Source organism: Pelagerythrobacter aerophilus (assembly GCF_003581645.1).
GTDB lineage: Bacteria > Pseudomonadota > Alphaproteobacteria > Sphingomonadales > Sphingomonadaceae > Pelagerythrobacter > Pelagerythrobacter aerophilus.
Genome location: NZ_QXFK01000019.1, coordinates 71630 through 97328, shown reverse-complemented (window position 1 = coordinate 97328; position 25699 = coordinate 71630). Strand labels below are relative to the sequence as shown.

The 25699-nt window shown below is 66.5% G+C and carries 17 protein-coding genes; 5 read left to right on the top strand and 12 right to left on the bottom strand.

Translation table 11 applies throughout. From position 1 onward, the window contains the following. Positions 1–131 precede the first annotated feature (131 nt). The 7 genes from D2V04_RS14270 to D2V04_RS14240 form a co-directional block, all read right to left on the bottom strand. Positions 132–2537, bottom strand: coding sequence for a membrane-bound PQQ-dependent dehydrogenase, glucose/quinate/shikimate family (locus D2V04_RS14270; protein ID WP_119514398.1), 2406 nt, complete (start codon positions 2535–2537; stop codon positions 132–134). A gap of 155 nt (positions 2538–2692) precedes the next feature. Beyond that, positions 2693–3109, bottom strand: coding sequence for a CBS domain-containing protein (locus D2V04_RS14265; protein WP_119514397.1), 417 nt, complete (start codon positions 3107–3109; stop codon positions 2693–2695). Positions 3110–3298: 189 nt separating this feature from the next. Beyond that, the gene (locus D2V04_RS14260; protein ID WP_119514396.1) at positions 3299–4486 is read right to left on the bottom strand and encodes a zinc-dependent alcohol dehydrogenase; all 1188 of its coding nucleotides are present in this window, start codon (positions 4484–4486) and stop codon (positions 3299–3301) included. After that, entirely contained in the window at positions 4486–5142 is a 657-nt protein-coding gene (locus D2V04_RS14255) for an SRPBCC family protein (protein ID WP_119514395.1), read from the bottom strand. Before D2V04_RS14255 ends, D2V04_RS14260 begins: the two co-directional genes overlap by 1 nt. Before the next feature lie 166 nt (positions 5143–5308). After that, the gene (locus D2V04_RS14250) at positions 5309–6037 is read right to left on the bottom strand and encodes a Crp/Fnr family transcriptional regulator (protein ID WP_119514394.1); all 729 of its coding nucleotides are present in this window, start codon (positions 6035–6037) and stop codon (positions 5309–5311) included. Further along, a complete protein-coding gene (locus D2V04_RS14245) occupies positions 6031–6405 on the bottom strand; it encodes a response regulator (protein ID WP_182849766.1) in 375 nt (124 codons plus the stop codon). The genes D2V04_RS14250 and D2V04_RS14245 overlap by 7 nt, the downstream gene beginning before the upstream one ends. Then, on the bottom strand, positions 6398–7627 hold the full coding sequence (locus D2V04_RS14240; protein WP_182849765.1) for a sensor histidine kinase: 1230 nt from the start codon (positions 7625–7627) through the stop codon (positions 6398–6400). The genes D2V04_RS14245 and D2V04_RS14240 overlap by 8 nt, the downstream gene beginning before the upstream one ends. Before the next feature lie 250 nt (positions 7628–7877). On the opposite strand from D2V04_RS14240, the gene D2V04_RS14235 reads away from it, so the two are divergent. Next, positions 7878–8495 carry a response regulator gene (locus tag D2V04_RS14235; RefSeq protein WP_119514391.1) on the top strand — a complete coding sequence of 206 codons (618 nt, stop codon included), beginning with the start codon at positions 7878–7880 and terminating at the stop codon, positions 8493–8495. Here D2V04_RS14235 and D2V04_RS14230 read toward each other — a convergent pair. Then, entirely contained in the window at positions 8481–10733 is a 2253-nt protein-coding gene (locus D2V04_RS14230; RefSeq protein ID WP_182849764.1) for a sensor histidine kinase, read from the bottom strand. The genes D2V04_RS14235 and D2V04_RS14230 overlap by 15 nt on opposite strands. 259 nt (positions 10734–10992) lie before the next feature. Here D2V04_RS14230 and D2V04_RS14225 point away from each other — a divergent pair, with 259 nt between their 5' ends. Further along, positions 10993–17748, top strand: coding sequence for an autotransporter domain-containing protein (locus D2V04_RS14225; RefSeq protein WP_119514389.1), 6756 nt, complete (start codon positions 10993–10995; stop codon positions 17746–17748). Between the two features lie 75 nt (positions 17749–17823). Here D2V04_RS14225 and D2V04_RS14220 read toward each other — a convergent pair whose 3' ends face one another. From D2V04_RS14220 to D2V04_RS14210, 3 genes are read right to left on the bottom strand one after another with little or no spacing between them, the layout of a single operon-like run. Further along, the gene (locus tag D2V04_RS14220; RefSeq protein WP_119514388.1) at positions 17824–18993 is read right to left on the bottom strand and encodes an acyl-CoA dehydrogenase family protein; all 1170 of its coding nucleotides are present in this window, start codon (positions 18991–18993) and stop codon (positions 17824–17826) included. Positions 18994–19006: 13 nt separating this feature from the next. Beyond that, positions 19007–19876, bottom strand: coding sequence for an alpha/beta fold hydrolase (locus D2V04_RS14215; protein WP_119514387.1), 870 nt, complete (start codon positions 19874–19876; stop codon positions 19007–19009). Between the two features lie 11 nt (positions 19877–19887). Beyond that, complete coding sequence (locus D2V04_RS14210) at positions 19888–21156, bottom strand: acetyl-CoA C-acetyltransferase (protein WP_119514386.1); 1269 nt, start codon at positions 21154–21156, stop codon at positions 19888–19890. Positions 21157–21260: 104 nt separating this feature from the next. Here D2V04_RS14210 and D2V04_RS14205 point away from each other — a divergent pair, with 104 nt between their 5' ends. Genes D2V04_RS14205 through D2V04_RS14195 form a run of 3 tightly spaced genes read left to right on the top strand, consistent with a single transcriptional unit; the run spans position 21261 to position 24363 of the window. Then, entirely contained in the window at positions 21261–22022 is a 762-nt protein-coding gene (locus D2V04_RS14205) for a crotonase/enoyl-CoA hydratase family protein (RefSeq protein ID WP_119514385.1), read from the top strand. After that, entirely contained in the window at positions 22022–23173 is a 1152-nt protein-coding gene (locus tag D2V04_RS14200) for a CaiB/BaiF CoA transferase family protein (protein WP_119514384.1), read from the top strand. Before D2V04_RS14205 ends, D2V04_RS14200 begins: the two co-directional genes overlap by 1 nt. 26 nt (positions 23174–23199) lie before the next feature. Beyond that, entirely contained in the window at positions 23200–24363 is a 1164-nt protein-coding gene (locus D2V04_RS14195) for an acyl-CoA dehydrogenase family protein (RefSeq protein WP_119514383.1), read from the top strand. Positions 24364–24375: 12 nt separating this feature from the next. Here D2V04_RS14195 and ribB read toward each other — a convergent pair whose 3' ends face one another. Beyond that, on the bottom strand, positions 24376–25671 hold the full coding sequence (gene ribB / locus D2V04_RS14190; RefSeq protein WP_119514382.1) for a 3,4-dihydroxy-2-butanone-4-phosphate synthase: 1296 nt from the start codon (positions 25669–25671) through the stop codon (positions 24376–24378). Positions 25672–25699 lie beyond the last annotated feature (28 nt).

Genomic DNA, 25699 nt, shown 5'->3' with positions numbered 1-25699 from the left:
CTGGCCGATGGGGCGACCGCGGGTACGCTCTCCCGGCGCAAGATCACGGCTGAAGATGGTTCGCGGTTCGCGAGCCGACGAAAAACAGGGCAAAGGATGCTCCGCCCATACCGGTCAGCAGGCAGGCACTCTTACTCGGCCGGCAGGGCGTAGGCGATCAGTTCGTCGCCGATCGGCGTCTCCATGAAGTGGTGGCCGCCCGCCATGACGACGACATATTGCCGCCCGTTCGCTTCGTAGGTGATCGGCGTCGCCTGGCCGCCGGCAGGCAACACGTCCTGCCACAGCGTCTCTCCGGTGCGCATGTCGATCGCGCGGAATAGGTTGTCGGTCGTCGCGGCGATGAAGATCAGGCCGCCGGCCGTGACCACGCTGCCGCCGTTGTTCGGCGTGCCGATCTCGAACGGCATCATAGAGGGGATGCCGAACGGCCCGTTGCGGCGCGCCGAACCTAGCGGGCGATCCCAGATCGTCTCGCCGGTGCGCAGATCGATCGCGCGGATGCCGCCGTAGGGCGGCTCCTTGCACAGCAGGCCCGTGAACGGCAGACGCCAGCCGGCGTTGACGTCGATCGCGTAGGGCGCGCCCATTTGCGGATCGCCGGCACCTTCGGAGCCGCCACCCATGTCCCCGCCGCGCGCTGCACCGCGGGGCGCCCAGCCTTTCTCGTTTGCCTCCTCGCGCGGGACGAGGCGGTTATAGTTCGGCATATCGTTGTAGTTGGCCACGATCACGCCCCTGCTGGGGTCGATCGCAATCCCGCCCCAGTCGGAACCGCCATTGTAGCCGGGGTACTGGACCCAGCGCTGATCGGCGGTCGGCGGGGTGTACATGCCCTTGTACGACGCGCGCCGGAACTGGATGCGGCAGACCATCTGGTCGATCGGCGACATGCCCCACATGTCGCGCTCGTCGAGTTCCGGCCGCGCAAGCGTGTGGAACAGCGAATAGGGCTGGGTCGGCGACCTCTGTTCCGGCTCGACCCCGCCCTGCGGCACCGGGCGTTCCTCCACAGCCGTCAGCAGATTGCCGTTGCGGCGGTCGAGGACATAGATGTCGCCCTGCTTGCTTGCCAGGACCACTGCGGGGACGCCCCCGGGCAGGTCGATCAGCGTCGGCTGCGAGCCGAGATCGTAGTCCCACACGTCCTTGTGCACGGTCTGGAAGTGCCAGGCGGGACGGCCTGTTTCGGCGTCGAGCGCCACCAGCGAGGTCGCGTATTCGTTCTCGGCGGGCAGACGGTCGCTGCTCCAGTAGTCGCCTGCGGAGTTGCCCATCGGCAGGTAGACCAGCCCCAATTCCTCGTCGGCAGCGGCCATGGTCCACATGTTCGGCGTCCCGCGGGTGTAGGTTTCTCCGTCCTCGGGGCCGCCCTGGCGGTCCGGTGCGGTCATGTCCCACGCCCAGGCGAGTTCGCCGGTCACGGCATCGAAGGCCTGGATCACGCCCGACGGGGCGTCGAGCTTCTGCCCGTCGAGCACCTGATGCCCGGTGACGATATTGCCGCGAACGACCACCGGCGGGGAGGTGATCGAGACCATGCCCGGCACCACCGGGCCCATGCCCTCGGTAATGCTGACCGAACCGTTGGTGCCGAAATCCCGGCAGGGCCGTCCGGTCTCCGCATCCACGGCGATCAGGCGCGCGTCGAGCGTGCCTTCGATGATCCGCCGTGCGCAGGGGGCGTCGGCGTCTGCGGCGGCAACTTCGTGGTAGGCCACGCCGCGGCAGGCGGCGGTGTAGGGAATCCACTCGTCCGATACTTGCGGATCGTAGCGCCACCGCTCGTCCCCGGTTGCCGGGTCGAGTGCGATCAGAATGTTCTTGGCGGAGCAGAGGTAGAGCGTGTCGCCGATCTTGAGCGGGGTGGTCTCGGCGCCGTAGCTGTTGTCCTTCATGTCGTCCGGGAGGTCCCGCGTATGCGCGACCCACGCCCGCTCGAGCTGGCCGACGTTGTCCGGCGTGATCTGGGCCAACCGCGAATAGCGCTGGGCGCCCTGCGTCCCGCCATAGGCGGTCCAGTCGCCGCCGGGCGCAGTGAAGGTGCCGCCCGCGGCGTAGTTCGCGGCAGGCAGCTCCTGGACGGGGGAGGAGGGCCCGTTCTGCGCGACGAGGTATGTGCCCACGGCCATGACCGCGATGAACGCGGCGGCCACTCCGAGCGCCCCCGGCCAGCCCAGGGGGCGCCTGCGCATCAATGGAGCGACGAGAAGGACGAGAACCATCAACACCGCAGGCCCCACCACGCGGGGCACGAGCGCCCAGATATCCGAACCGGATTCCCAGAAGGCCCAGATTACCGTCCCGACGAAAAGCAAGGCGTAGAGCCACACGCCCAGGACATTGCGCAGGCCGATCAGGGCGCCGCTGGCGATGAGGGCGATGCCTGCGATCAGGTAATACGGCGAACCGCCCAGAGAGACGAGCCAGATGCCGCCTGCAGCCAGCACCAAGCCGATAAGGGCGAGCACGATGCCGAGTACGAGCGCCGCCCACCCTCCGCGCCGCTCAGTGGAAATGTTCTCGTTCGCATCCATGGATCTTCCCCCGGCCAGCGTCGCGGTGTGCCCGGATTTCCGGAGAGCACCCGCGGTGAAAATGGCTTCGACCGAGGCAGAGTTCCCCGCGCGGGGATAAAATCTCCTGATATATGTTAGTTCGACTGCCTTTTCGGATCAGCGCCGGGCCGGCGTCAGGCCGCGATAACCTCGATGTGGCCGCCGATTTCCTCGGCGCAGGCGGAGTGCGCGCGGCGGATCTGATCGGCGGTGATCATGCCGACGACCCGGTCCTGGGCGTCGAGCAGCGGGATCGTGTCGAGTTTTGCATCGACCATCGCCAGCAGGATGCTCTCGGGATCGTCGTCCACGCGGCAGAACAGCGCGGGGGCGGTCATGAATTCGCGGACGCGGGTCAGCCATCCGTCCAGACCCTCCGCAACCATGCGGATCACGATGTCGCGATCACTGATGGTGCCGACGAACCTGCCGTCCTGCGTTACGGGAAGGACTCTGGCGCCGGTATCCCGCATCATCCGGGCGGCCGCCTCCAGCGTGTCGAGATGTCTGAGGCAGGGCACGCCCTGCGCCGCGGCCGGGTAAGGTCTCATCGGATGCTCCTCTTTCGAGGAGGTATTTGAAACTCCGGCAAAAACCTTGCACTAAACTGCCTCAAGTTAACGGAAGAAATCCGACGAGGGGTGCCTGGTGAACGATGGATCGCCCGTATGGACGGTACTTTGCCACGTCGAGGCCGATCTCGCTCAACCACCAGACCTTCGAGTCTGTCGACCTCGCGCTCACTGCTGTGTTTCTATGCCCGGTTTCAGCACGACCTTGGTCCAGGTGTTCTGCTCCTCGCGAAAGCAGCGATAGCCACGCGGCGCTTCCTCGAGGGGAAGCCTGTAGCTGATGAGGAACGTGGTATCGAGCACCCCTTCCTCGATCATCGCGAGCAGCCGATCGGTGTAGCGCTGCACATGCGTCTGACCGGCGCGGACCGTGATGCCCTTCTCCATCAGCGCGCCGAGCGGGAACTTGTCGGTCATCCCGCCATAGACGCCGGGTACCGAAAGGCGTCCGCCGGGGCGGACCGCGAGCAGCGCCTGCTTGAACACGCTCGCCCGGTCGGCGCCGATGCCGACCTTCTGCTTCACCACGTCGAGCATGTTGTCGATCGCGAACCCGTGGGCTTCCATGCCGACCGCGTCGATCGCAGCATCGACCCCGATGCCGCCGGTCATTTCGAGCAGCGCCTCGCGCACGTGCGTTTCGCGGAAGTTGATGGTTTCCGCACCGAGCTTGTGTGCAAGCTCCAGACGGTGCGGATAGTGATCGATGGCGATGACCCGCGCGGCGCCCATCGCCAGCGCGGACCGGACCGCGAACAGGCCCACCGGGCCGCAGCCCCATACGGCGACGGTATCGTCCGGCTGGATTTCCGCATTCTCCGCCGCCATCCACCCGGTGGGAAGGATGTCGGAGAGGAACAGGACCTTGTCGTCCTCGAGATGGTCGGGAACCACGATCGGGCCGACGTCGGAGAACGGCACGCGGACGTATTCGGCCTGCCCGCCCGAGTAACCTCCGGTCATGTGCGAGTATCCGAACAGGCCCGCCATCGGATGGCCGTAGAGCATGGCCGAGGCGTCCTGTTTTTCGACCGGGTTGGAGTTCTCGCACGCCGAATACTGCTCGATCCGGCAGTGGAAGCAGCCGCCGCAGCTAATCGTGAACGGCACCACCACGCGCTGCCCTTTCTGCAAGGTGCTTGCGGGGCCCGTCTCGACGACTTCGCCCATGAACTCATGGCCCAGGATATCGCCCGCCATCATGCCGGGAATCACACCGTCGTAGAGGTGGAGGTCCGAACCGCAGATTGCCGTGCTCGACACCTTGATGATCGCATCGCGCGGATTGACGATCTCGGGATCATCGACCGTCTCCACCCGCACGTCCTTGGTGCCGTGCCATGTCAGCGCTCGCATCAGGCATTCTCCATCTGAGCCGCACGCGCCGCGTCCTTACGGCGCGCCGAGGTGGCGATTTCGCCGGTTTCCATCAGCATCTTGAAACGCTTGAGATCGTGCCGCGCCTGCACCTCGGGCTCGCGCCGGAACAGCTTGGCGGCCGCGCGCCCTGCCTCTCCCATCGGAGGGACATAGGCGATGATCAGGCCGACCCGCGTGCCGCGCTCGCCAGGCGCATCCTCGAACGTCACCCGGCCCTCGGTGTCGATGTCGGACCCTTCGACCGAGCGCCACGCGATGAGCTCGCCGTCCACTTCCCGCGCAATACGGGTCTCGACCTCGACCGACTGGCCTGCAGGGGCGCGAATGGTCCAGACCGAATGCCCCTCCGCACCAGCGGGCGAGACGTCGACCAGGTTCTCCATGAACCGTGCGAGATTGGTGAAGTCTCGCCAATACGCGAAAAGCTCGGCGCGGGGGCGGGCGATCGTCACGCTTCGGCCGACGACCTCGTAACGGCCGAAGTCGCGCCGGGCGGTGAAGCCGGGGGCGTCGTCGGCCGGATGGTCCCGATGCCGCCGCCTGTTCTGCTGCTTGGCCGCGAGAGCGATCGCTCCTGCCGCGAGCGCAATGCCGGCGGCAAGCGCGCCGTGGGTTCGTCCGTGTGAAGTCATCGCCTGGATTCCCGCTGTTTCTCTGGGGCATCAACGGGCGCAGCGGGTTTCGTATCTCGCACTTGGGCCGGTTTCGTCCCGTGCTGAGAACGCTCTGTCTAAACTATTGAATATTATGCGTAAATTATAACATGAGTTAAGGCATCGGCCTCCCGGCCTGTGACCTTCAGCCTCCATCCTCTCGTTGGAGACGATTACGCCTGCGGCCCAGACTCCGGGCCAGTCCGGCGGGATCGTGCAGCGTCACGCGGCCGCTGCGCCATGAAAGATCGCCGCTCTTGCGGCAGGCCTGCAGCGTGCGGTTCAGGTGAACCGGCGTGAGCCCCAGCGCATCGGCGAAGCACTCCTGCGTCAGCGGCATCGCAAACGTGTTGCCCTCCGCCTCGCCCGACCGCTGGAGCCGTTCGAGAAGCTCGAGCAGCAGGTCGCACACACGCTCGCGTGCATCCATGCGCCCGAGCCGGGTGACGTTGTCGATCAACTGCAGGCGGTGTGCCAATCGTTCCTTCTCGTATGCCAGCGAGAGGCTGGAGCCGGGCTCGGCTTCCGGCGCCGTGCACAGGACGACGTTGTCCAGCGCGACCTGCGAGGTCAGCGCACGGTCCTGACAACTCAAGCTCCGGCCGAAGAGTTCGCCTGCCAGGGTGAAGCCCACGATCTGCCGGCGGCCGTCGGGCAGGATGCGCTGGTGCGCAACCCAGCCGCGCAGCAGCAAGGTCGGCTTGGCCGGTTCGGCGCCTTCGCGAACGATCTCGGTCCGTGCAGGGAAATAGCGTGTCTCGGACGCAGCGTCCGCGATCTTGCGCAAGTCCGTTTCGGTCAGCCGGGCAAGCGCGCCGAGGTGGCGCACGGCCGCCTGTTCCGGCTGCGAGATGGCGTAGGATCGGCTCAGCATGGGACGCTCCGGATCATGGCGTGAAGCGCGGAGATAAGCTCCTTGTCGCCCGCGGGCTTGGTGAGCCGCGGTTGCGAGAGGTAGGGCTCGGGCAGATGCCAGCCGTCGTACCCCGTCACGAACAGCACCGGAACCTGCTTCTCCAGCAGACGGTCGGCCAGACGGTAGGATGTCTTGCTGCCCAGTTCGATGTCGAGAATGGCTGCGTCCGGCGCCTGGTCCGTCAGTGTCTCATTGGCGACTGCCACGCTTGCTACCGGGCCGATCACGACCATCTGATCGCGCTGCAGTGCCCGCGTCAGGTCGGCGGCTATGAAGTAGTCGTCCTCGACCACCAGTATTCGTTTGCCCTCGAGCCCGTTACGCATCGGGCGCCTCCATGGCGGCCGCGGTCCCGCGGGTCTCGATGGGCGTGGAAATGAAGCATCGCACGCCTCCGCCATGAATATCGAGCCGGGTCTCGGCTCCCAGGCGGTAAGGAAGTGCCTTTTCGATCAGTTCTTTACCGAATCCGTCTCGCTGTCCCACCACTGGCACGATCGGTACTCCTGTTTCGATCCAACTTAGCTTCAAGATCGGGCGTGCGCGTTTATCCATCTCAACCGACCAACGAATATCGAGCGTCGCGCCCGGCACTCTGAGCGCGCCGAACTTGATGGCGTTCATCGTCAATTCGTGAATGGCGAGGCCGATGTTCTCGGCGGCGACGGTATCGATCTGGACCGGCGGGCCATCGATGATCAGCGTGGCGCCGTCGCCTTGCCCCACGCCAAGAAGTTCGTCGCGGATCATGACCTCGAGATCGACCAGGCCCGACGGGCTTTGCGCGACGATCACCTGCGTCCGCGCCAGCGCATCGAGCCGGCCCTTGAAGTGCATGGACGCTTCTTCGATGTTCGCGCTCGTATCCACGGTTCGCGAGAACACGTAGCGGACGATCGAGAGCATGTTGCGCACGCGGTGCTGGAGTTCGGCCACCAGCACTCTCTGGCGTTCCATCGACTGGCGCGCGGCCTGTGCAAAGCTGTGCTGCCGCTCCTCGCGGGAGATCGCATCCAGCCGGTGCGCGGCGCTCGCAAAGCGGGAGAGCGAGCCCATCAGGCGCAGGTCCTCGTTGTCGAACGCGCGCCGTTCGTCGTGGGACAGCAGCCAGACGATGCCGACGGGCTGCGCGTCATGGTGGAACGGGATCAGCAGGGCCTGGTGCACCCACGCGCCGTCCTCGCCCTCCGAATAATAGGGGCCAGGCTGTTCGAGCAGCAACGGCCGGTTCTGGACGATCGCGCGGTCGCAGGACTGCGTATCGAGCGACGGAGCCCCACGCATCCGGCGCCATGTCCCCGCGAGCGCGATTTCACGAAACTCCCTCGCACCGTCGCCTTCCGCGACGACACTGACGCCTGCCGAGTGGGCCAGATCCGAGCCGACGAGCAGATCGCACAATTCCTGCGGCATGCACTCCGGCCGATCGGCCAGCGCCGATGCGAGCAGCGCAAGAAGTTCGGCTTCCAGCCTGTAGTCCGGCGGCCGAGATGAGCGGCACTTCAGCGACTCGATCGTTCGATCAGCACCGAGGTCCGCAGGTTCCACACTCGGCGTCATGTCAAAACAAATGACAACCCGGCGATGAAGTTCCCCGCACGCGGGATGAACTGTTGGGCGACCTCCGCCGGATCTACTTCAATGAATTATAACAAATATTATAGTCATCATCGTACACGCGTTTCCGACATCGCAGCGTCGGCAGGCGGTGCGGGCAAAGCCCAAGAATTATTGGGGCTTGCGCCCCGCGCGGCTTACGAGGCAGATCGCTTGGGTTTGTCTCACACCGGATGCCGCGATGACCACCAAGCACAGGATTCTCATCGTCGACGACCATCCGATCACGCAGAGTGGTCTGCGCCTGCTGTTCTCGCGATACGAAAAGTACGAGATCGCCGAGGCGCTCGACCGCGGCGCCACTGCCAACGCCTTCATTCAGTCGCAGCCGGTCGACATCGTCATCCTCGATCTCAACATGCCCGACGTGCGCGGGGTGAACGTCCTCGCGGAGATCGTCGGCTCGCGCGACATGACGGTGATCATCCTGACCGGCGAAAGCCAGTTCCAGGAGATCGACTATGCGCTGAAGCTCGGCGCGCGCGGGGTGGTGAGCAAGGCCGATCCGCCGGAGGAGATCATCGCCGCTTGCGAGGCGGCGCTCGCCGGCGAGGTCTACATCTCCCCGCAGATGCGGGAGGGGCTCAGCCGCCTGGCTGAACCGCCGGTCGCGCTCTCCTCACGCCAGATGGCGATCCTGCACTATCTGGCGGAAGGGGAAAGCAACAAGGAGATCTCCTATCGGCTGTCGATCGCGCAGCCGACGGTCTCGTTTCACATCGCCGAACTGCGCCGCAAGCTCGACGTTTCCAACAATCGCAAGATCGTGGAGCGCGCGCAGGAGCTAAACCTCCTCTGACACCGCCGCGAGAGCCGGGTGCTCGCGCATCTCGCAGCACAGCGGCTTGATCAGCATCATGCCGACGGTCTCGCTGAGCCGCCCGCGCGTGACGGTCGTATCGTCGTACGTTGCCGCCGCGATCCGGGCCTTGGCCACCCCGCCTGCCTTGAGCTCGGCCCGGAAAGCCTCCCGCCGGTCGAAGTCGAGCACGTGCCAGCCCGGTAGCGCGTCGCCGAGTTCGCTCGCGGTGCATGGCGTGACGGCCGCCTGCGCGCAGGGCAAGGCGATCTGGAGCCTCGTGCCCGACGGACCCGACGAGACGATCTCCAGAGAGCCCGAAAGGCGCTCGATCAGCCGCTTGGCCGAGCGGAAGCCGGAGCCGGTGCCGTTCCCGGCACCTTCTTCGCGTGTGCGGGGAACGGTATCGTCCGTAAGCTGCCGGAGCATGGCGTCCGTCATACCCACGCCGGTATCGCCGATCCCGATGATCGCGCGCGCGCCATCGATCCGCAGCGAAACCGTCGCCCCGCCGGCTTCGGTATAGTGGTAGCTGTTGCTCAGCAGGTTCGCGAGCGCCCGCATGAGCATAGGGCGATCGGACACGATGATCGCGTGGTCCTCCACCTCTGCCGTCAAGGTCAGGCTCTTGCCCGCGAAGAGCGTCCGGAACATCATCATCAACGGCTCGATCAACGCCTGCCCCTTGAATGCGCTGAGCGCGATGAAGCCCGACTCGTTACCCACGATCGCGGCGCCGGAGATCGTCGTGGAGGCGATCTCGCTCAGGTAGTTGGACGAGCTTTGCAGGATCTCGGCCAGCTCCCGGTGGGTCTCCGTCTCATCGCTGCGCTTGAGCACGTCGATCGCGCTGTTGAGCGCGAGGATGACCTGCCGGCTGTCGTGGCCCGAGGCGTGGAGCAGCGCATTCTGGCTGTTCACGGTCGCGAGCGCGAAGGCCTTTTCTTCCGCCAGCTGCTTCGCGCGTTCGCTGATCGCCAGCCGCTCGGCCATCGAGCGGGCGTAGTTCGCGTCCGCCTCCTGCTGGGCCGCCCGGATCTTCTTCAGATTGAGCCCCAGCGCCAGCGTGACCATGATGGATTCGAACAGACCGACGGGACCGGCGAGGTGCCAGTTGACCGGCAGCCAGGCGAACACGCCCATCGAGGCGATCGCGGCATAGATGATGAACAGCGCGAGGCTGCCCCAGCCGACCAGCAGCGGCCACAACTGGCGTCCGATCTGGCGCATCGCGGCAAACCCGAGGAACGGCAGGAACAGGGCGACGGCGACGGTGATGAACCAGGTGCCGATGTGCAGCACCTCGCGAAAGGCCTGATCGTAGAGCACGAGGCCCGACTGGAGCACGATCACCGCGAGGCCCGCCGCGATCAAGGTCTTGAGGACGAGGTCGCGCCGCGGGAACGTCTCGGCCGTGCGCACGAAGCTGCGGGCGAACTGCGCCATCGCCACTGCGAAGGCGCACTTGATCGAATCCTCGATCGCGATGCCCAGCAGCGGCGCGTCGGGCAGGAAGAAGATCGTGAAATAGCCTTCCGAGTGGATCGTATTGAATGCGAAGAACACCTCCGCGACGGCCAGCCAGACGAACTCGCGGTGGCCCGTGATCGAGAAGAACATGAAGTTGAGGAAGATCAGCACGGCGACGCCGAGGACCACCCCGGACACCATTGCGATGTTCACGCGCCGATCCTTGAAGAATGTGCCGTAGGTCTCGATCCTCAGTGGCATGTAGGTCGAGTTCTCGGACAGGAAATCGATCAGGATCGTCTTCTCCTGTCCGGGCTCGAGCGCCAGTTCGGTGCTGAAGGCCTGATAGGTCCGCAGGTTCTCGCGCGCGGCTTCGGGGTCGGTGCCGTCGACCACCAGTTCGAGCTGGCCGTCGTTCACTTCATAGAGGTGGAAGTGGCTTAGCGACCCGCGCCCGGTGGTGAGGACCCAGCTTCCGGTCACCTCGCTGGCATTGCGGACCTTCATGGCCACCGCGGTGCGGTCCCCCGGTGGGCCGAAGTGAACGCCGCGCCCCTGGATCCGGTGGGTCGCGGCGGCGAGAACCTGGGCCGGAGGCACCGCGGCGATATCGCCCACGTCTCTGGTGTAGCGGACGTAGGGCGCCACGGCCGGAGCATCCTCGCCGGCGTGCAGATTGATCGCCGGAAGATGCTCCTGCGCCGCGACTCCCGGCCCCCACAGCGCGGCCAGCAGCATCAGCGCCGTGGCGACGGCCCAGAGCCTCATCGGATGAAACGCCCCCCGTTTCGGATCCTCGTCATTGTGCATGTCGTGGCTCCCCCCAGAACCCCCCGAATCACCCTAAAATTCATTGGGTAGACGACAACTGTTTGGGTGAATTAACTCACGCAGACAAATTTTAACGGGCCGGCGTCTGTCGGCCGGGGGCGCAACGAACAGAGCGGACACGATGGCGGAGCGCGCAGGAGCGCGCTTCGGACGGCGTTTCTGCGCACGCGTAGTGAATTCAGGGGGAATTGTTGTCATGACGAAATTATCCAAGTCGCACCTTCTGGCAACCAGTGCGGTCGCCGGTCTCGCCATGCTGCAACTAACGCCCTCTGCGCAGGCGCAGGATTCGTTCGGGGTTCATAACGATCAGCCGGAGAAGCTGGTCGTGACCGTCGAAGCGGGAGAGACCGTCGAGGGCGAGGATATCGGCATCTACGCCGACAACGGCCCGGTCGAGGTGGAGAACGACGGTACGATCCGCGGCAACGGGCCGAGCCAGGGCGGCGCGGGGACGCGGCCAAGTGGCGGGATCGTCATCGCGCAACCGAACTCGACGGTACACAACAACGGTGAAATTTCCGGCGCGGCGAACGGCGTCGTGACCAGCCAGTTCTTCGGCGAAGACGAAAATGACGACGCTCTGCCGCCGCAGTCACTGGCCGAAAACACCTCGGTCACGAACGCGGGCGTGATCCGGGGTGAAGCCGGGACCGGCGTGGGGCTCGTTGGTGGCGGCACGGTGGTCAACAACGGCACCATTCAGGGCTTCAACGGTGGTGAGCAGCAGGCTCAGGGCGTGGGGGTCGCGCTGGCCGAATTCCCCGACGCGACCCGCGATGACGTCACCGGTATCGGGTCGGTCACCAATGCACAGGGCGGGGTGATCGAAGGCGAATTCTTCGGCATCGTGGTCGCCGGAGGCGGTACGATCGACAACGCCGGAGCGATCCGCAGCACGGGCGGGCAGAACCCGAACTTCCCCGGCCAGAGCCCCTTCGCGGTCGTCATGACGGCGAATTCGGCGCAGACCGGCCGCGTCGCAACGCTGAACAACAGCGGCACAGTCGAGGGGGCGCTGCTCGGCGTCCTCGCCAATGCCTCGCTCGAGAGCGCGACGATCAACAACAGCGGTGTGATCCATGCCGGGGCGACTGCGGTATTCGGAGGCTCGGCTGGCGATCTCGTGGTCAACAACGCCGCCGGCGGCCAAATTACTTCGAACGGCTTCGTCACCATCAATTCGGCCAATGGAACGTTGACGGTCGACAATGCCGGGCTGATCCGCAGCGACGGCAATGCCGCGATCACGATCGCGACCCCGGATGCACAGATATCCAATAGCGGCACGATCCAGGGCAACACGCACGGCATCGTCACGGGCCTCTCGCAGCTTCCGGGCGAGACCGAGCCGACGCATCGCGCCGTCGGTACCGACGTGGTGAATTCGGGCTCGATCATCGGCATGAACAACGATGCCGTTCGCCTCGTTGGCGGCGGAACAGTGGTCAACAGCGGTGTCATCCAGGGCGTGAATGCAGCGGCCGGCGGCACCGACGGGGTTTCAATGTTCGCTGCCGAGGGGCAGGACCTCGCGGCTTACGAGGCAAGCGTCACGAACGCCGAAGGGGGGCAGATCATCGGGGATCGGTCGGGCGTCGCCCTTTCGTCGGGCGGAGCGATCGACAATGCCGGGGAGATCACCGGGACTTGGGCTGGAGCTCTGATCCAGAACGGACTCGACGAAGACGGTGTCGACGGCACCGTCGCCAACAGCGGGACGATCAGCAGCGACGCGGGCGAAGGCATTATCGGGTTCGGCCGCATCGACACCTTCGCCGTGACCAACAGCGGCACCGTCGCGGGCGGCGGCAGCGATGGCGTTTACGCCAATACCTACGAAGCGGGCGAGGTCGTGATCGACAACGCCGCCGACGGGCTGATCACCGGTGCCGGCTCCGGCGTGCAGGTGGATGCCGGCCAGCTTACGCTGACCAATGCCGGCACGATCCGCGGCGAAGGGCGGGGCGACGGCGTCAACACGGCGCCCGACGGCGGCGTGGCGGTGTCCGGCACATCGGCCACCATCACCAACAGCGGCGATATTTCCGGCGCGCAGTTCGGTGTCGTGACTTATCCGGTCTACGACCCGGAAACCGATACGCTGACCGGCACGATCGCCGACACCACCATCGTCAACAGCGGCACGATCACCGGCGAGAACGACGACGGCGTGCGCCTGGCGGGTGGCGGAACGATCACCAACTCCGGCACGATCCAGGGCCTGGCGCAGAACGCGTTCGGCGGGACCGACGGGGTCTCGATCTTCGCGCACAACGATCAGGACCTCGCGACATATTCGGGCACGCTGATCAACGAGGAAGGCGGCGTGATTTCGGGCGTCCGCTCCGGCGCTGCGCTGTCGAGCGGCGGCACGGTGACGAACGCGGGCACGATCACCGGCGAAGAGCAGGGCGTGTTCATCCAGGGCAACGCGCTCGACGGGGTGGAGCGCGAAGGGCAGGTCGCGACGCTGACCAACAGCGGCACGATCAGCGGCACCGGCGACTTCGGCGGCACCGGCCAGGGCGGCCACGGCGTCAGCTTCGGCAGCAATCTCGACACGGCGACGCTGACCAACAGCGGCACGATCACCAGCGCCTTCGCCGAGGGCGTCAGCCAGGGCTCGCTCGGCGACCTCACGATCACCAACCAGGAAGGCGGCGTGATCGAGGGCGCCACTTCCGGCATCTATAGCGGTTCCGACGGTACGGTGGCGGTCGTCAATGCCGGAACGATCCGCGGCAACGGCGCCTACGACGGCTTCGATGCGCCGCCGGACGCGGGCGTGACCATCGCCACCAGAGAATCGAGCGTGACGAACAGCGGCACGATCTCCGGCGCCGGTGCGGGTATCACCACGGCTTATCTTTTTGATGCGGACATTGGCGATATCGTCGGCCTCGCGGTCGGCACGCAGGTGACCAACAGCGGCACGATCCTGGGCGAAAGCAACGATGGCGTGCGCCTGATCGGCGGCGGCACCGTCACCAACAGCGGCACGATCACCGGCGAGGGCGCGCCGTTCGCCGACGGTATCTCGATGTACGCCTTCGCCGATCAGGCGAAGGAGGAGTTCAGCGCTGCCGTCGTCAATCAGGAGGGCGGCGAGGTCGATGGCGAGCGCTTCGGTGTGATTTTCTCCGGCGGTGGGTCGGTGGAGAATGCCGGGACGATCGCCGGCGTTGCGGGCGGCATCTTCCTTCAGGGCACCGCGCTCGACAGCGAAGAAGACCGCAGCGACCTGACAGCGACCGTCGTCAACAGCGGCACGATCGAAGGCACCGGCGAATTCGGCGGCACCTATACCAACGGCTTCGGTGTCGGCTTCGGCAGCGATCTCGCTGCCGCGACGCTGACCAACTCCGGCACGATCACCAGCGCCTTCGCCGAAGGCGTGATGCAGGGATCGACCGGCGCTCTCACGATCACCAACGAGGCGAGCGGGACGATCGAGGGTGCGACCTCCGGCATCTATGGCGGTTCGGAAGGCACGATGACGGTCGTCAATGCCGGCACGATCCGCGGCAACGGCGCCTACGACGGCTTCGACGCGCCGCCGGATGCGGGCATCACGATCGCCACCAAGGAATCGAGCGTGACGAACAGCGGCACGATCTCCGGCGCCGGTGCGGGCATCACCACGGCTTACGTTTTCGATGAGGCGATCAACGAACTTATCGGCGCCGCCGTCGGGACACAGGTGACCAACAGCGGCACGATCCTGGGCGAAAGCAACGACGGCGTGCGCCTGATCGGCGGCGGCACTGTCGCCAACAGCGGCACGATCACCGGCGAGGGCAGCGATCTTTCCGACGGCGTGTCGATGTTCCGCTTTGAAGGGCAGTCGGCCGACGGCTATGCAGCGGTCCTGACCAACGCCGCGGATGGCGCGGTCAACGGCGCCCGCTTCGGCGCGATCCTTTCGGGTGGCGGCACGATCGAGAATGCCGGCACGATCACCGGCGAAGGCGCGGGCGGCGTGCTCATCCAGCCGCAGGGCATCGAAGGCGAGACCGGCATAACCGGGACGATCGCCAACAGCGGCACGATTGCCGGCACCAGCGGCTACGGGGCGGTGATCCTGGTCACCGACACGGGGACGCTCACCAATAGCGGCACGATCTCGGGGGCAACGTTCGGTGCGGTCGTCGAAGCGGCCGAAAGCCCGACCGAAGCGACGCGGGTCGCCACGCTGACGAACAGCGGCACGATCTCGGGCGCGGGCGATTTCGGCGTCGCAGTGGCCGGCTTCTTCGACGAAGCGACCGTCGCCAACAGCGGCACCATCACCGGCGCGAGCCATGGCCTGATCCTCGGCAACCTGGGCAAGGCGGCGTTGACGAACACGGGGACGATCTCGGGCGGCGAGCTGGGCGTCTGGGGCGACGGCAGCGGTCCGGTCGTCCTCGACAATGCCGGCACGATCAGCGGCGGAAGCGGCGTCGCGGTCCTGCTCGGCGGCTTCGACGACAGCGTCACCTTGCGGACCGGCAGCGCGATCTCGGGTGTGGTCGACGCCGGCGAGGGCATCGACAGCATGGTGCTCGACGGCGAGGTTCTCGAACTGACCGAAGAGCAGCAGCTCGGCGCCTCCATCGGCTTCGAAAGCCTCGCGGTCTCTTCCGGCTACTGGACGACCACCGGCATGGTGGGCGAATTTGCCACCGTCACGATCGGCGAGGCGGGCTCGCTGCAGGTCAACGAAGTCGACCTTGGCGAGGACGGCTTCAGCTCACCGATCCTCACCTCGGCGGTGACCACCACTGGCCTGCTCGTGCTGAACTTCAGCGAGGACGATCTGGTCTCCGAACTGGACACGCTGACGATCGACGGCACCGGCGGGCTCGAGCTGATCGGCGAGGCGGTGTTCACCGTCGATACCGACACGCTGACCTACACCGGCGGCACGACCATCTCGAACGGCGGCCTCGTCCTCACCGGCACGCTGCAGGGCGACGTCACGACGGCGGGCGACGGCTTCTTCGAACTCGGCGCGGGCGGCACGGAGGGCACGTTCAGCGGCGATATCGTCAACGACGGCCGGTTCGTGTTCAACCGCTCCGACGATTACGACTTCCTCGGCGCCTTCTCCGGCTCGGGCGTGCTCGACAAGCACGGGGCGGGGGTCCTCACCTTCGAGGGGGACTACGCATTCCAGGGCGTCACCAACATCTTCGGCGGCGCGGTGCGGATTGGCGGGATCATCGATCCCGGCACCGACTTCAACCTCGGCAGCGGCGGCACCCTCGACATCACGGGCAACGACCAGACGGTCGGCGGCCTCGAAGGCGAGGACGAAGCTACGGTCGAGCTGGGCGAGCAGACGCTCACGGTCGATCAGGAGGAGAACACCGAATTCGCCGGCACGATCGGCGGCCTCGGCGGGATCGTCAAGCAGGGCGACGGGATCCTCAACCTCACGGGCAACAGCACCTACACCGGACCCACGGAAGTCAACGGCGGCAAGCTGGCGGTCAACGGCTCGATCGTCTCGAACGTGACGGTCAACGCCGGCGGCACGCTGGGCGGCAATGGGTCGGTCGGCGACACCACCGTCGGCGGGCAGGGCACGCTGGCGCCGGGCAACTCGATCGGCAGGCTGACGGTCGCCGGCGACCTGAACTTCGCCGCCGGCTCGATCTACGAAGTCGAGGTCAATGCCGCGGGCGAGGCCGACCGGGTCGATGCCACCGGCGAGGTGACGATCGCCAGCACGGCGGGCGTCGCGGTCCTCGCCGAAGAGGGTAACTACGCTCCGCGCACGGACTACGTCATCCTGACCGGCGCGGAAGGGATCACCGGCACCTTCGGTTCGGTGACCACCGACCTCGCGTTCCTCGATCCGCTGCTCCGCTACGGCGCGAACGAAGTCACGCTCTCGCTCTACCGCAACGATGTCGACTTCGCGGACGTCGCGGCGAACGCCAACCAGGTGGGCGTGGCCGGCGCGGTCCAGGCGCTCGGTATCGACAACCCGCTGTTCGAAGCGGTGCTGATGCAGAACGCGGCCACCGCCAGCGCCACCTTCGGCGACCTGTCGGGCGAGATCAACGCCAGCACGCTTGCCGGCCTGACCGACGACAGCCGCCACCTGCGGGGCGCCCTGCTGGGCATGGCCGCACCCGAGGCCGCCGGCACCTTCATCTGGGGCTCGGCCTTCGGCGGCTGGGGCGACTTCGACGCCAGCACGGACAGCTTCGGCATGGAGACCGATCACAAGGGCCTCGTGGCCGGCGTCGGCTTCGGCGGCGAGCGTTTCGCGGTCGCACTCTCGGGCGGCATCGGCGGATCGGACTTCAACCGCGACGGACGCAGCGATGCGGCGAGTGTCGACAGCAAGTACCTCGCCGCCCACGCCACCGTCGGCGCGGCGGGCGGTTTCCACGGCGCGGCCGGCATCGCCTACGCCTGGCACGAAGTGGAGACCACCCGGTCCGTCACCGGCGCTCCGCTGAGCCAGACGCTGACTTCGGATCGCGACGCGACCACGCTGCAGGTGTTCGGCGAACTCGGCTACGACCTGATGGCGGGCACCACCGCGATCACGCCGTTCGCCCGCCTGGCCCACGTCAGCACCGAGAGCGACGCCTTCGCCGAGACCGGCGGCAGTGCCGCGCTCGAAGTGGCCAAGGCCGATCAGGAGACGACCTTCCTCAGCCTGGGTGCCAAAGCCCGCTTCAACGCCGGCCAGCAGGGCTTCCAGCCCTATTTCTCGGCGGCGTGGAACCATGCCTTCGGCGACCGCGCGGCGCAGCTGTCCTCGCAGTTCGCCGCGGGCGGGCCGGTGTTCTCGGTCGTCGGCACGGCGATCCCCAAGGACTCGGCCGAAGTCGAGGCGGGCTTCGACTACACCTCGGGCGCCTTCACCATCGGTGCGGCCTACTCCGGAACGCTCGCTTCGGACCGCACCAGCCACGGTGCGCGGGTGACGGCCCGGTTCGTCTTCTGACGATCTGAACCCTGGACGGCGGAAGGGCCGGGGCGGCAGTGCCGCTCCGGCCTTTTTCGTGCGCCGTCTGACCGGTCAGTAGCTGCGCGGCATGCCGAGCACGTGCTCGGCGAGGTAGGAAAGGATGAGGTTGGTCGAGATCGGCGCCACCTGGTAGAGCCGCGTCTCGCGGAACTTGCGCTCCACGTCATACTCTTCCGCAAAGCCGAACCCGCCGTGCGTCTGGATGCAGGCATTGCCCGCCTCGACCGAGGCGTCGGCCGCGAGCATCTTGGCCATGTTCGCTTCCGCGCCCATCGGCTTGCCCGCTTCGTAGAGCCGCGCCGCCTCGCGCACCATCAGCTCGGCCGCGCGCATGTTGGCGTAGGCGCGGGCGATCGGGAAGGATACGCCCTGGTTCGCCCCGATCGGACGGCCGAAGACCTGCCGTTCCTTCGCATAGTCGCTCGCCCTGGCGAGGAACCACTTGGCATCGCCGACGCATTCGGCGGCGATTAGCGTCCGCTCCGCATTCATGCCCGAAAGGATGTAGCGGAAGCCCTTGCCTTCCTCCCCCACCAGCGCGCTCGCAGGGATGCGCATGTTGTCGAAGAACACCTCGGTCGTCGCGTGGTTCATCATCGTGCGGATCGGGCGGATCGTCAGCGACTTGCCCGCAACCTCGCGCATGTCGACGATGAAGGTGGAAAGGCCATCGGTCTTCTTCGCCACCTGCTCGCGCGGGGTCGTGCGCGCGAGCAGCAGCATCAGGTCCGAGTGCTCCGCGCGGCTTGTCCAGATCTTCTGTCCATTGATGACGTATTCGTCCCCCTCGCGCACGGCCGTGGTGCGCAGCGCGGTCGTGTCGGTGCCGCTGGTCGGCTCGGTGACGCCGAACGCCTGGAGGCGCAGCTCGCCGCTGGCAATCCGGGGCAGGTATTCGCGCTTCTGTTCCTCCGACCCGTGCCGCAGGATCGTGCCCATGATGTACATCTGCGCGTGGCAGGCGCCGCCGTTGCATCCTTCCGCCTGGATCGTCTCGAGGATCGCTGCCGCCGCGGACAGGCCGAGGCCGGAGCCGCCGTATTCCTCGGGGATCAGGACCGAGAGATAGCCCGCCTCGGTCAACGCGCGCACGAACGCGGTCGGATATTCGCGCGCCGCGTCGAGCTTGCGCCAGTATTCGCCGGGAAACTGCGCACAGAGCCGCCGCACGCCTTCGCGGATCTCGGGAAAGTCCTCTGTGTCGTAAGGGCTGAGGTTCATGATGCTCCGCCGCTCAGAGGAATTCGCGCAGTTCCGCCAGGAAGTCGTCGAAACGGTCGTGGTGAACCCAGTGGCCGGCGTTGTCGTAGTCGGTCACGGTGGCGGTGCGGAAATGCGCGAGGCGGCCGTCCTTCGCCGGGTTCGATGCCCAGCTGTCGTTGCCGTAGATCAGCCGCGTCGGGCACTCGATCCGGTTCCACAGCGCTTCCATCTGGCGATAGGTCATGTCCTCCGGCGGCCAGGCGTGGACGTGCGGGTCGAACTTCCAGCTGAACGTGCCGTCCTCGTTGCGCATCACCGCGTGCTGGGTGAGGTGGAGCGCCTGTTCCGCGGAAAGGTAGCTGTTCGCTTCGTGCATGCGGCTCAACGCATCCTCGAACGTGGCATAGCGGCGCGGCTGGCGCGCGGCCGCCTCGCGCTTCTTCTCGAAATAGTCGCCCCAGATCTTCTCCGGCCCCATCGCCTCGCGCTCCGCCTGCCGTTCGGGGGAGGAACCGAGCCCCTCGATCGCAACGAGCTTGCGCACTTTGTCGGGATAGAGGCCGGCGAAGCGCAGCGCGACGTTGCCGCCCAGCGAGTGGGCCACGATCGTGACGGGCGCCAGATCGTTGAGCAGCACCAACTGCAGCAGGTCGAAGACGTAGCCCATCACCTGGTAATGGCCGGTGCGGCTCCATCCGCTGTCGCCGTGGCCGCGCAGATCGGGGCAGATCACGTGCCAGTCGTCGCGTAGCGCCTTCGCGGTCCAGTCCCAGCTCCGGCAGTGGTCGCGCCCGCCGTGGAGCAGGATCAGCGGCGGAGCCTCGGGATTGCCCCAGTCGGCGTAATGCAGCTTGGTGCGCTGCGAGATATAGCTGCGCGAGACGGGGCCGATCAGGTCCATGTGCGCCCCCCTCAGTCCACGAAGTCTTCGACGCGCTCGATCACGATCGCCGGTGCCATACCGCCCGCCGCGCACATCGTCACCAGCGCATAGCGCCCGCCGGTGCGTTCGAGCTCGTCGAGCGCGGTGCCGATCAGGATCGATCCGGTCGCGCCGATCGGGTGCCCCAGTGCGATCGCGCCGCCGTTCACGTTCACCTTGTCCTCGGGAAGGTCGAGGTCGCGGATGAACTTCGCGGCGACGACGGCGAAGGCCTCGTTGATCTCCCACAGGTCGATGTCGTCCTTGGTCAGGCCGGCCTTCGCGAGCACCTTCTTCGCCGCCGGAACCGGGGCGTTGAGCATCAGCGTCGGGTCGTCGCCCTGATTGGCGGTGGCGACGATCCGCGCGCGCGGCTTGAGGCCGTGGCTCTGCGCATAGTCCTTGCTCGCCAGCAGCACGGCCGCCGCGCCATCGACCACGCCGGAGCTGTTGCCTGCATGGTGGAAGTGCTTGATCTCGAGGTCGGGGTACTTCTGCGTGACCAGCCCGGCAAACGTCGTGCCCTTGTCGTCGAGCGGCGTGTTGGCGATCTTCGCGAAGCTGGGCTGAAGCTCCGCAAGCCCTTCCTCCGTCGTCTGCGGACGCGGGAATTCTTCGCGGTCGAGCACGACATTGCCCTGATCGTCCACCACTGGGACGAGCGACTTGTCGAACCGGCCTTCCTCGATCGCGCGCGCGGCGTTCTTCTGGCTGCGCAGCGCGAGTGCGTCGAGCTCCTCGCGGGTGAAGCCCTCGATCGTCGCGATCGCGTCGCCGCACACCCCCTGGTGGCTCTGCGGGTGTACCTGACGCAGGCGCTCGTTGCCCGAACCCATGCCCAGCGGCATGAGGCCGGCCTGCATTTCCTCCTGCGTGGAGGAGGCGGTATAGCTCATCATCTCGGTCCCGCCGGCGACGACGAGATCGGCCATGCCGCTCATCACCTGCGCCGCGGCGAGGTTCACGCTGGTGATCCCGCCGCCGCAGAAGCGGTCGAGCGTCATGCCCGAACTCGTGATGTCGTAGCCGGCGTCGAGCGCCGCCATCCGGCCCAGGTCGCCGCCCTGCTTGCCCTTCTGCGTGCTGGTCGACCAGATCACGTCGTCGACGTCTTTCGTGTCGAGCGAATTGCGCTCCGCAATGGCCTTGAGCACCGTCGCGGCGAGGTGCTGCGGGTGCATGTGCGCGAGCGCGCCCTTGCCCACCTTGCCGATACCCCGCGGGGTCCGCACCGCGTCGATGATGTAGGCCTCGCCCATTGCAGCAATCCTTCCGTTCGTTTTCCGTAAATCAGTTGACGCATGCGTAAAGCTTGGCCAGCAAGGGCACAAGAACAGTTTCGATAAGAAATGGAGTGGATGGGATGAGCGAGGAGCTGCTGACAGAGGTGCGCGACGGCGTGCTGATCGTCACGATCAACCGCCCCGAAGCGAAGAACGCCATGAACAAGGCGGGGGCCGAGGGGATCGCGGCGGCGATGGACCGGCTCGACGCGGAAGACGATCTGCGGGTCGGCATCCTCACCGGGGCGGGCGGCACGTTCTGCTCGGGGATGGACCTCAAGGGCTTCCTGCGCGGCGAATCGCCGATGATCGAAGGGCGCGGTTTCGGGGGCGTGGTCCAGGCGCCGCCGAAGAAGCCGCTGATCGCCGCGGTCGAGGGCTATGCGCTTGCCGGCGGGCTCGAGCTGATGATCGCCTGCGACCTGGTCGTGGCGAGCAGCCAGTCGAAGTTCGGCATTCCCGAAGTGAAGCGCGGCCTCGTCGCGGGGGCGGGGGGCGTGATGATGCTGCCCGACCAGATCCCGGAACGGATCGCGATGGAACTGGCGCTGACCGGCGATTTCATCGACGCCGCGCGCGCTTACGAGCTCGGCCTGATCAACCGCGTGGTCGAAGGCTCCGCGCTCGACGGCGCGCTCGAACTGGCGGGCCGGATCGCGGAGAACGGCCCGCTCGCGGTGCGCCTGTCCAAGCAGATCATCCGCGAATCGCGCGCCTGGCCGATGGACGAGCGCTACGATCGCCAGGCGCCGATGATCGGGCAGGTCTTCGTCAGCGAGGATGCGCGCGAGGGCGCCGCCGCCTTCGCCGAGAAGCGCAAGCCGAACTGGACAGGCAAGTAATGGCCGGAGGGCCGCTCGCCGGACTGCGTATCGTCGAATTCGCCGGGATCGGACCGGGTCCGTTCTGCGGCATGATGCTTGCCGACCACGGCGCCGAAGTGGTCCGCATCGACCGCGCGAGCGGCGGGCGCGGCGGGTCCCAGCCGGTGGCGACGGGCGATGTGCTGGCCCGCGGGCGCAAGTCGATCGCGCTGAACCTCAAGACGGCTGAGGGCGTGGGGCTCGCGCGCAGGCTCTGTGCCAGCGCGGACGGAATTATCGAAGGCTTCCGGCCCGGTGTGATGGAGCGGCTCGGGCTCGGGCCCGAGGTGCTGCTGCAGGACAATCCGAAGCTCGTCTATGGCCGCATGACCGGGTGGGGGCAGACCGGCCCCTATGCTCCCTACGCCGGGCACGACATCAACTACATCGCGCTCGCCGGCGCGCTGGCCCACTACGGGCGCGCGGGCGGCAAGCCGACCCCGCCGATCAACATGGTCGGCGACTTCGGCGGCGGGGGGATGATGCTCGCCTTCGGCATGGTCTCCGCGCTGCTCAACGTCGCCCGCGGCGGGGAAGGGCAGGTGATCGACGCCGCGATGACCGACGGCACCGCGGTGCTCATGGCCATGATCCACGGCATGAAGAACATGGGCGTCTGGTCGGAAGATCTCGGCGCCAACATGCTCGATACCGGCGCGCACTTCTACGACACCTACGAGACCGGCGACGGCAAGTTCGTCTCGATCGGCAGCATCGAGCCGCAGTTCTATGCCGAGCTGCGCCGTCTCCTCGGGCTGGAGGACGACCGCGACTTCGACGCCCAGCACGACCGCGCGAAGTGGGGCATGCTCAAGGACAAGCTCGCCGCGCTGTTCAGGACCAGGACCCGCGACGAATGGGACGCGCTGCTGGAACACACCGACGTCTGCTACGCCCCGGTCCTGACCATGAGCGAGGCGGCAAACCATCCCCACAACGTCACACGCGCAACCTTTCTAAAGATCGACAACGATCTCCAGCCCGCCCCCGCCCCCCGCTATTCGGCAACGACCACCGATATTCCCGCCTCCGCCCCGATGCCCGGCGACGACAGCGATGCGATCCTCGCCGCGCTGGGTATGGACGAGGCCGAGATTGCCGCCCTGCGCGAAGCGGGCACGGTCGCCTGACAGAACAACCGGAGAGGAACGCTTTCATGCCCGTTATCGATGTCCCCGACCCCGAGTTCATGCAGGACGAGGAGATCGCCGTCTTCCGGGATGCGGTCGGCAAGTTCTTCGAACAGCACGCACCGGAAAAGCGAGTCGAGAAGTGGCGCGAGGACGGCATGGTCGAGCGCGAGTTCTGGACCGAAGCGGGTGCGGCTGGCCTTCTCGGCATGACCGTGCCGACCGAGTACGGCGGCCACGGCGGCGATTTCCGGCATGACCTGGTCGTGCTCGACCAACAGGCGGAGAAGGGCGTCGACGGCTTCGCCAGCTCGCTCCACAACGTCATCATCCTCCCGTACATCGTCCGCCACGGGACCGAGGAGCAGAAGAAGCGCTGGCTGCCGCGACTCGTCTCGGGCGAGCTGATCTCTGCGATCGCGATGACCGAGCCCGGCGTCGGGTCCGATCTCCAGAACGTCGCCACGACGGCGGTGAAGGACGGCAACGGCTACCGCCTCAACGGCGCCAAGACCTTCATCTCCAGCGGGCAACTCGCCAACTTCATCGTCGTCGTCGCCAAGACGAATCCGAACGAACGGGCCAAGGGCATCAGCCTGATGTGCCTGGAGACCGAGGGAGCGGACGGCTTCCGCCGCGGCAAGAAGCTCGACAAGATCGGCATGGACGCGGCCGATACCAGCGAGCTGTTCTTCGACGATGTCTTCATCCCAGCCGAGAATGTGCTCGGTGGTCAGGAAGGGCGCGGCTTCTATCAGCTCATGGGGGAATTGCCGCAGGAGCGGCTGGTGATCGCGGTCGGCGCGATGAGCACGATCGAGAAGGCGCTCGACACGACGGTCGAGTACGTCAAGCAGCGCAAGGCTTTCGGGCAGACGATCTGGGATTTCCAGAACACCCAGTTCGTGCTCGCCGATCTCAAGGCGCGCGGCACCGCGGCGAAAGTCTTCCTCAACGACTGCATCGCCAAGCTGCTCAAGGGTGAGCTCGACGTCACCACGGCTTCGATCGCCAAGTACTGGCTGACGGAGCTGCAGGGGGAGGTCGTCGACAAGTGCCTCCAGCTCCACGGCGGCTGGGGTTACATCAACGAATACCCGATCGCGAAGATGTTCCGCGACAGCCGCGTCACGCGGATCTTCGGCGGCTCGAACGAGATCATGAAGATGCTGATCGCCCGCTCCATGTAAGCGGGCGGCTGGTCAGTCTTCGAACGGGCGATTGCCCACGATCGACAGGCCGTAGCCTTCGAGCGCCACCAGCGAGTGGTGCGAGTTGCTCAGCAGCTCCATGTCGTGCACGCCGAGTTCGGCCAGGATCTGCGCGCCTACGCCGTAGTCGCGGAATTCCTCGATATCCTGCTCGATCGGTTCGCCGCGGTGCAGGCGGGTGATCGCCGTCATGTCCTTGCCCGCCGACTTGTTGATCACCACGATCACGCCGGCGCCTTCTCCGGCGATAATCTCCATCGACTTCTGCAGCAGGCCTCCGCGGGGCGAATCCTCGCCGAAGATGTCGGCGAACGGGTTGAGCAGGTGCATGCGCACGAGCGTCGGCTTGCCCGGGTCGATCCGGCCGAGGACGAGAGCCAGCGTGTCGTCGCCGGTCGCCTTGTTGTGGAAGCTGATCGCGTTCCACGCGCCGCCGAAGCGGCTGGCGAAGCGGGTCTCGGCGCGCTTCTCGACCATGTGATCGTGCTTGCGGCGATAGGCGATGAGGTCGCGAATGGTGCCGACCTTCAGATCGTGCCGACGGGCGAAGGCGATTAGATCGTCGAGCCGCGCCATCGTCCCATCGTCGTTCATGATCTCGCAGATCACGCCCGACGGATTGAGTCCTGCGAGCCGCGAGATATCGACCGCCGCCTCGGTATGACCTGCCCGGACCAGCACACCGCCTTCGCGCGCCACGAGCGGGAAGACATGCCCTGGGGTGACGATGTCATCGGGGCCGTGCGAAGCGTCGATAGCAACGCTGATCGTGCGCGCACGGTCGCCTGCGCTGATTCCGGTAGTGACCCCCTCACGCGCCTCGATCGACGTGGTGAAGGCGGTTTCGTGCCGCGTACGATTGTTGCGGCTCATCGGTTCGAGGCGCAGTTGGTCGCAGCGCGCCTTGGTCATCGACAGGCAGATCAGGCCCTTGCCGTGCGTCGCCATGAAGTTGATCGCAGCCGGCGTGGCCATCTGGGCGGGAATCACCAGGTCACCCTCGTTCTCGCGGTCCTCGTCGTCGACCAGCACGAACATGCGCCCGTTGCGCGCCTCGTCGATGATCTCCTCGATCGTGGCGAGTACCGGGCGGTCGTCGTTTTCCTTGAGGAACGCGGCGAGCTTGGCCAGCGTATCTGCCGTCGGGTTCCAGCCCTCGTCGCTGCATTCACGCAGGGTGTTGGCGTGTAGTCCCGCCGCACGCGCGATACCGGCGCGCGACATCTTGCCCGCATCGACCAGGGCTTGGATTTTCTGCTTGATGGCTGCTGTGCTGAGTTCGGTCATACGCCGTACTTAAACAGCAGCATGTGAT

Coding starts and splice junctions, on each gene's coding strand:
- D2V04_RS14270 (WP_119514398.1), bottom strand. CDS start 2,537: ATGGATGCGAACGAGAACATTTCCACTGAGCGGCGCGGAGGGTGGGCG.
- D2V04_RS14205 (WP_119514385.1), top strand. CDS start 21,261: ATGAGCGAGGAGCTGCTGACAGAGGTGCGCGACGGCGTGCTGATCGTC.
- D2V04_RS14225 (WP_119514389.1), top strand. CDS start 10,993: ATGACGAAATTATCCAAGTCGCACCTTCTGGCAACCAGTGCGGTCGCC.
- D2V04_RS14220 (WP_119514388.1), bottom strand. CDS start 18,993: ATGAACCTCAGCCCTTACGACACAGAGGACTTTCCCGAGATCCGCGAA.
- D2V04_RS14265 (WP_119514397.1), bottom strand. CDS start 3,109: ATGAGACCTTACCCGGCCGCGGCGCAGGGCGTGCCCTGCCTCAGACAT.
- D2V04_RS14230 (WP_182849764.1), bottom strand. CDS start 10,733: ATGAGGCTCTGGGCCGTCGCCACGGCGCTGATGCTGCTGGCCGCGCTG.
- D2V04_RS14260 (WP_119514396.1), bottom strand. CDS start 4,486: ATGCGAGCGCTGACATGGCACGGCACCAAGGACGTGCGGGTGGAGACG.
- D2V04_RS14250 (WP_119514394.1), bottom strand. CDS start 6,037: ATGCTGAGCCGATCCTACGCCATCTCGCAGCCGGAACAGGCGGCCGTG.
- D2V04_RS14245 (WP_182849766.1), bottom strand. CDS start 6,405: ATGCGTAACGGGCTCGAGGGCAAACGAATACTGGTGGTCGAGGACGAC.
- ribB (WP_119514382.1), bottom strand. CDS start 25,671: ATGACCGAACTCAGCACAGCAGCCATCAAGCAGAAAATCCAAGCCCTG.
- D2V04_RS14200 (WP_119514384.1), top strand. CDS start 22,022: ATGGCCGGAGGGCCGCTCGCCGGACTGCGTATCGTCGAATTCGCCGGG.
- D2V04_RS14195 (WP_119514383.1), top strand. CDS start 23,200: ATGCCCGTTATCGATGTCCCCGACCCCGAGTTCATGCAGGACGAGGAG.
- D2V04_RS14210 (WP_119514386.1), bottom strand. CDS start 21,156: ATGGGCGAGGCCTACATCATCGACGCGGTGCGGACCCCGCGGGGTATC.
- D2V04_RS14255 (WP_119514395.1), bottom strand. CDS start 5,142: ATGACTTCACACGGACGAACCCACGGCGCGCTTGCCGCCGGCATTGCG.
- D2V04_RS14215 (WP_119514387.1), bottom strand. CDS start 19,876: ATGGACCTGATCGGCCCCGTCTCGCGCAGCTATATCTCGCAGCGCACC.
- D2V04_RS14235 (WP_119514391.1), top strand. CDS start 7,878: ATGACCACCAAGCACAGGATTCTCATCGTCGACGACCATCCGATCACG.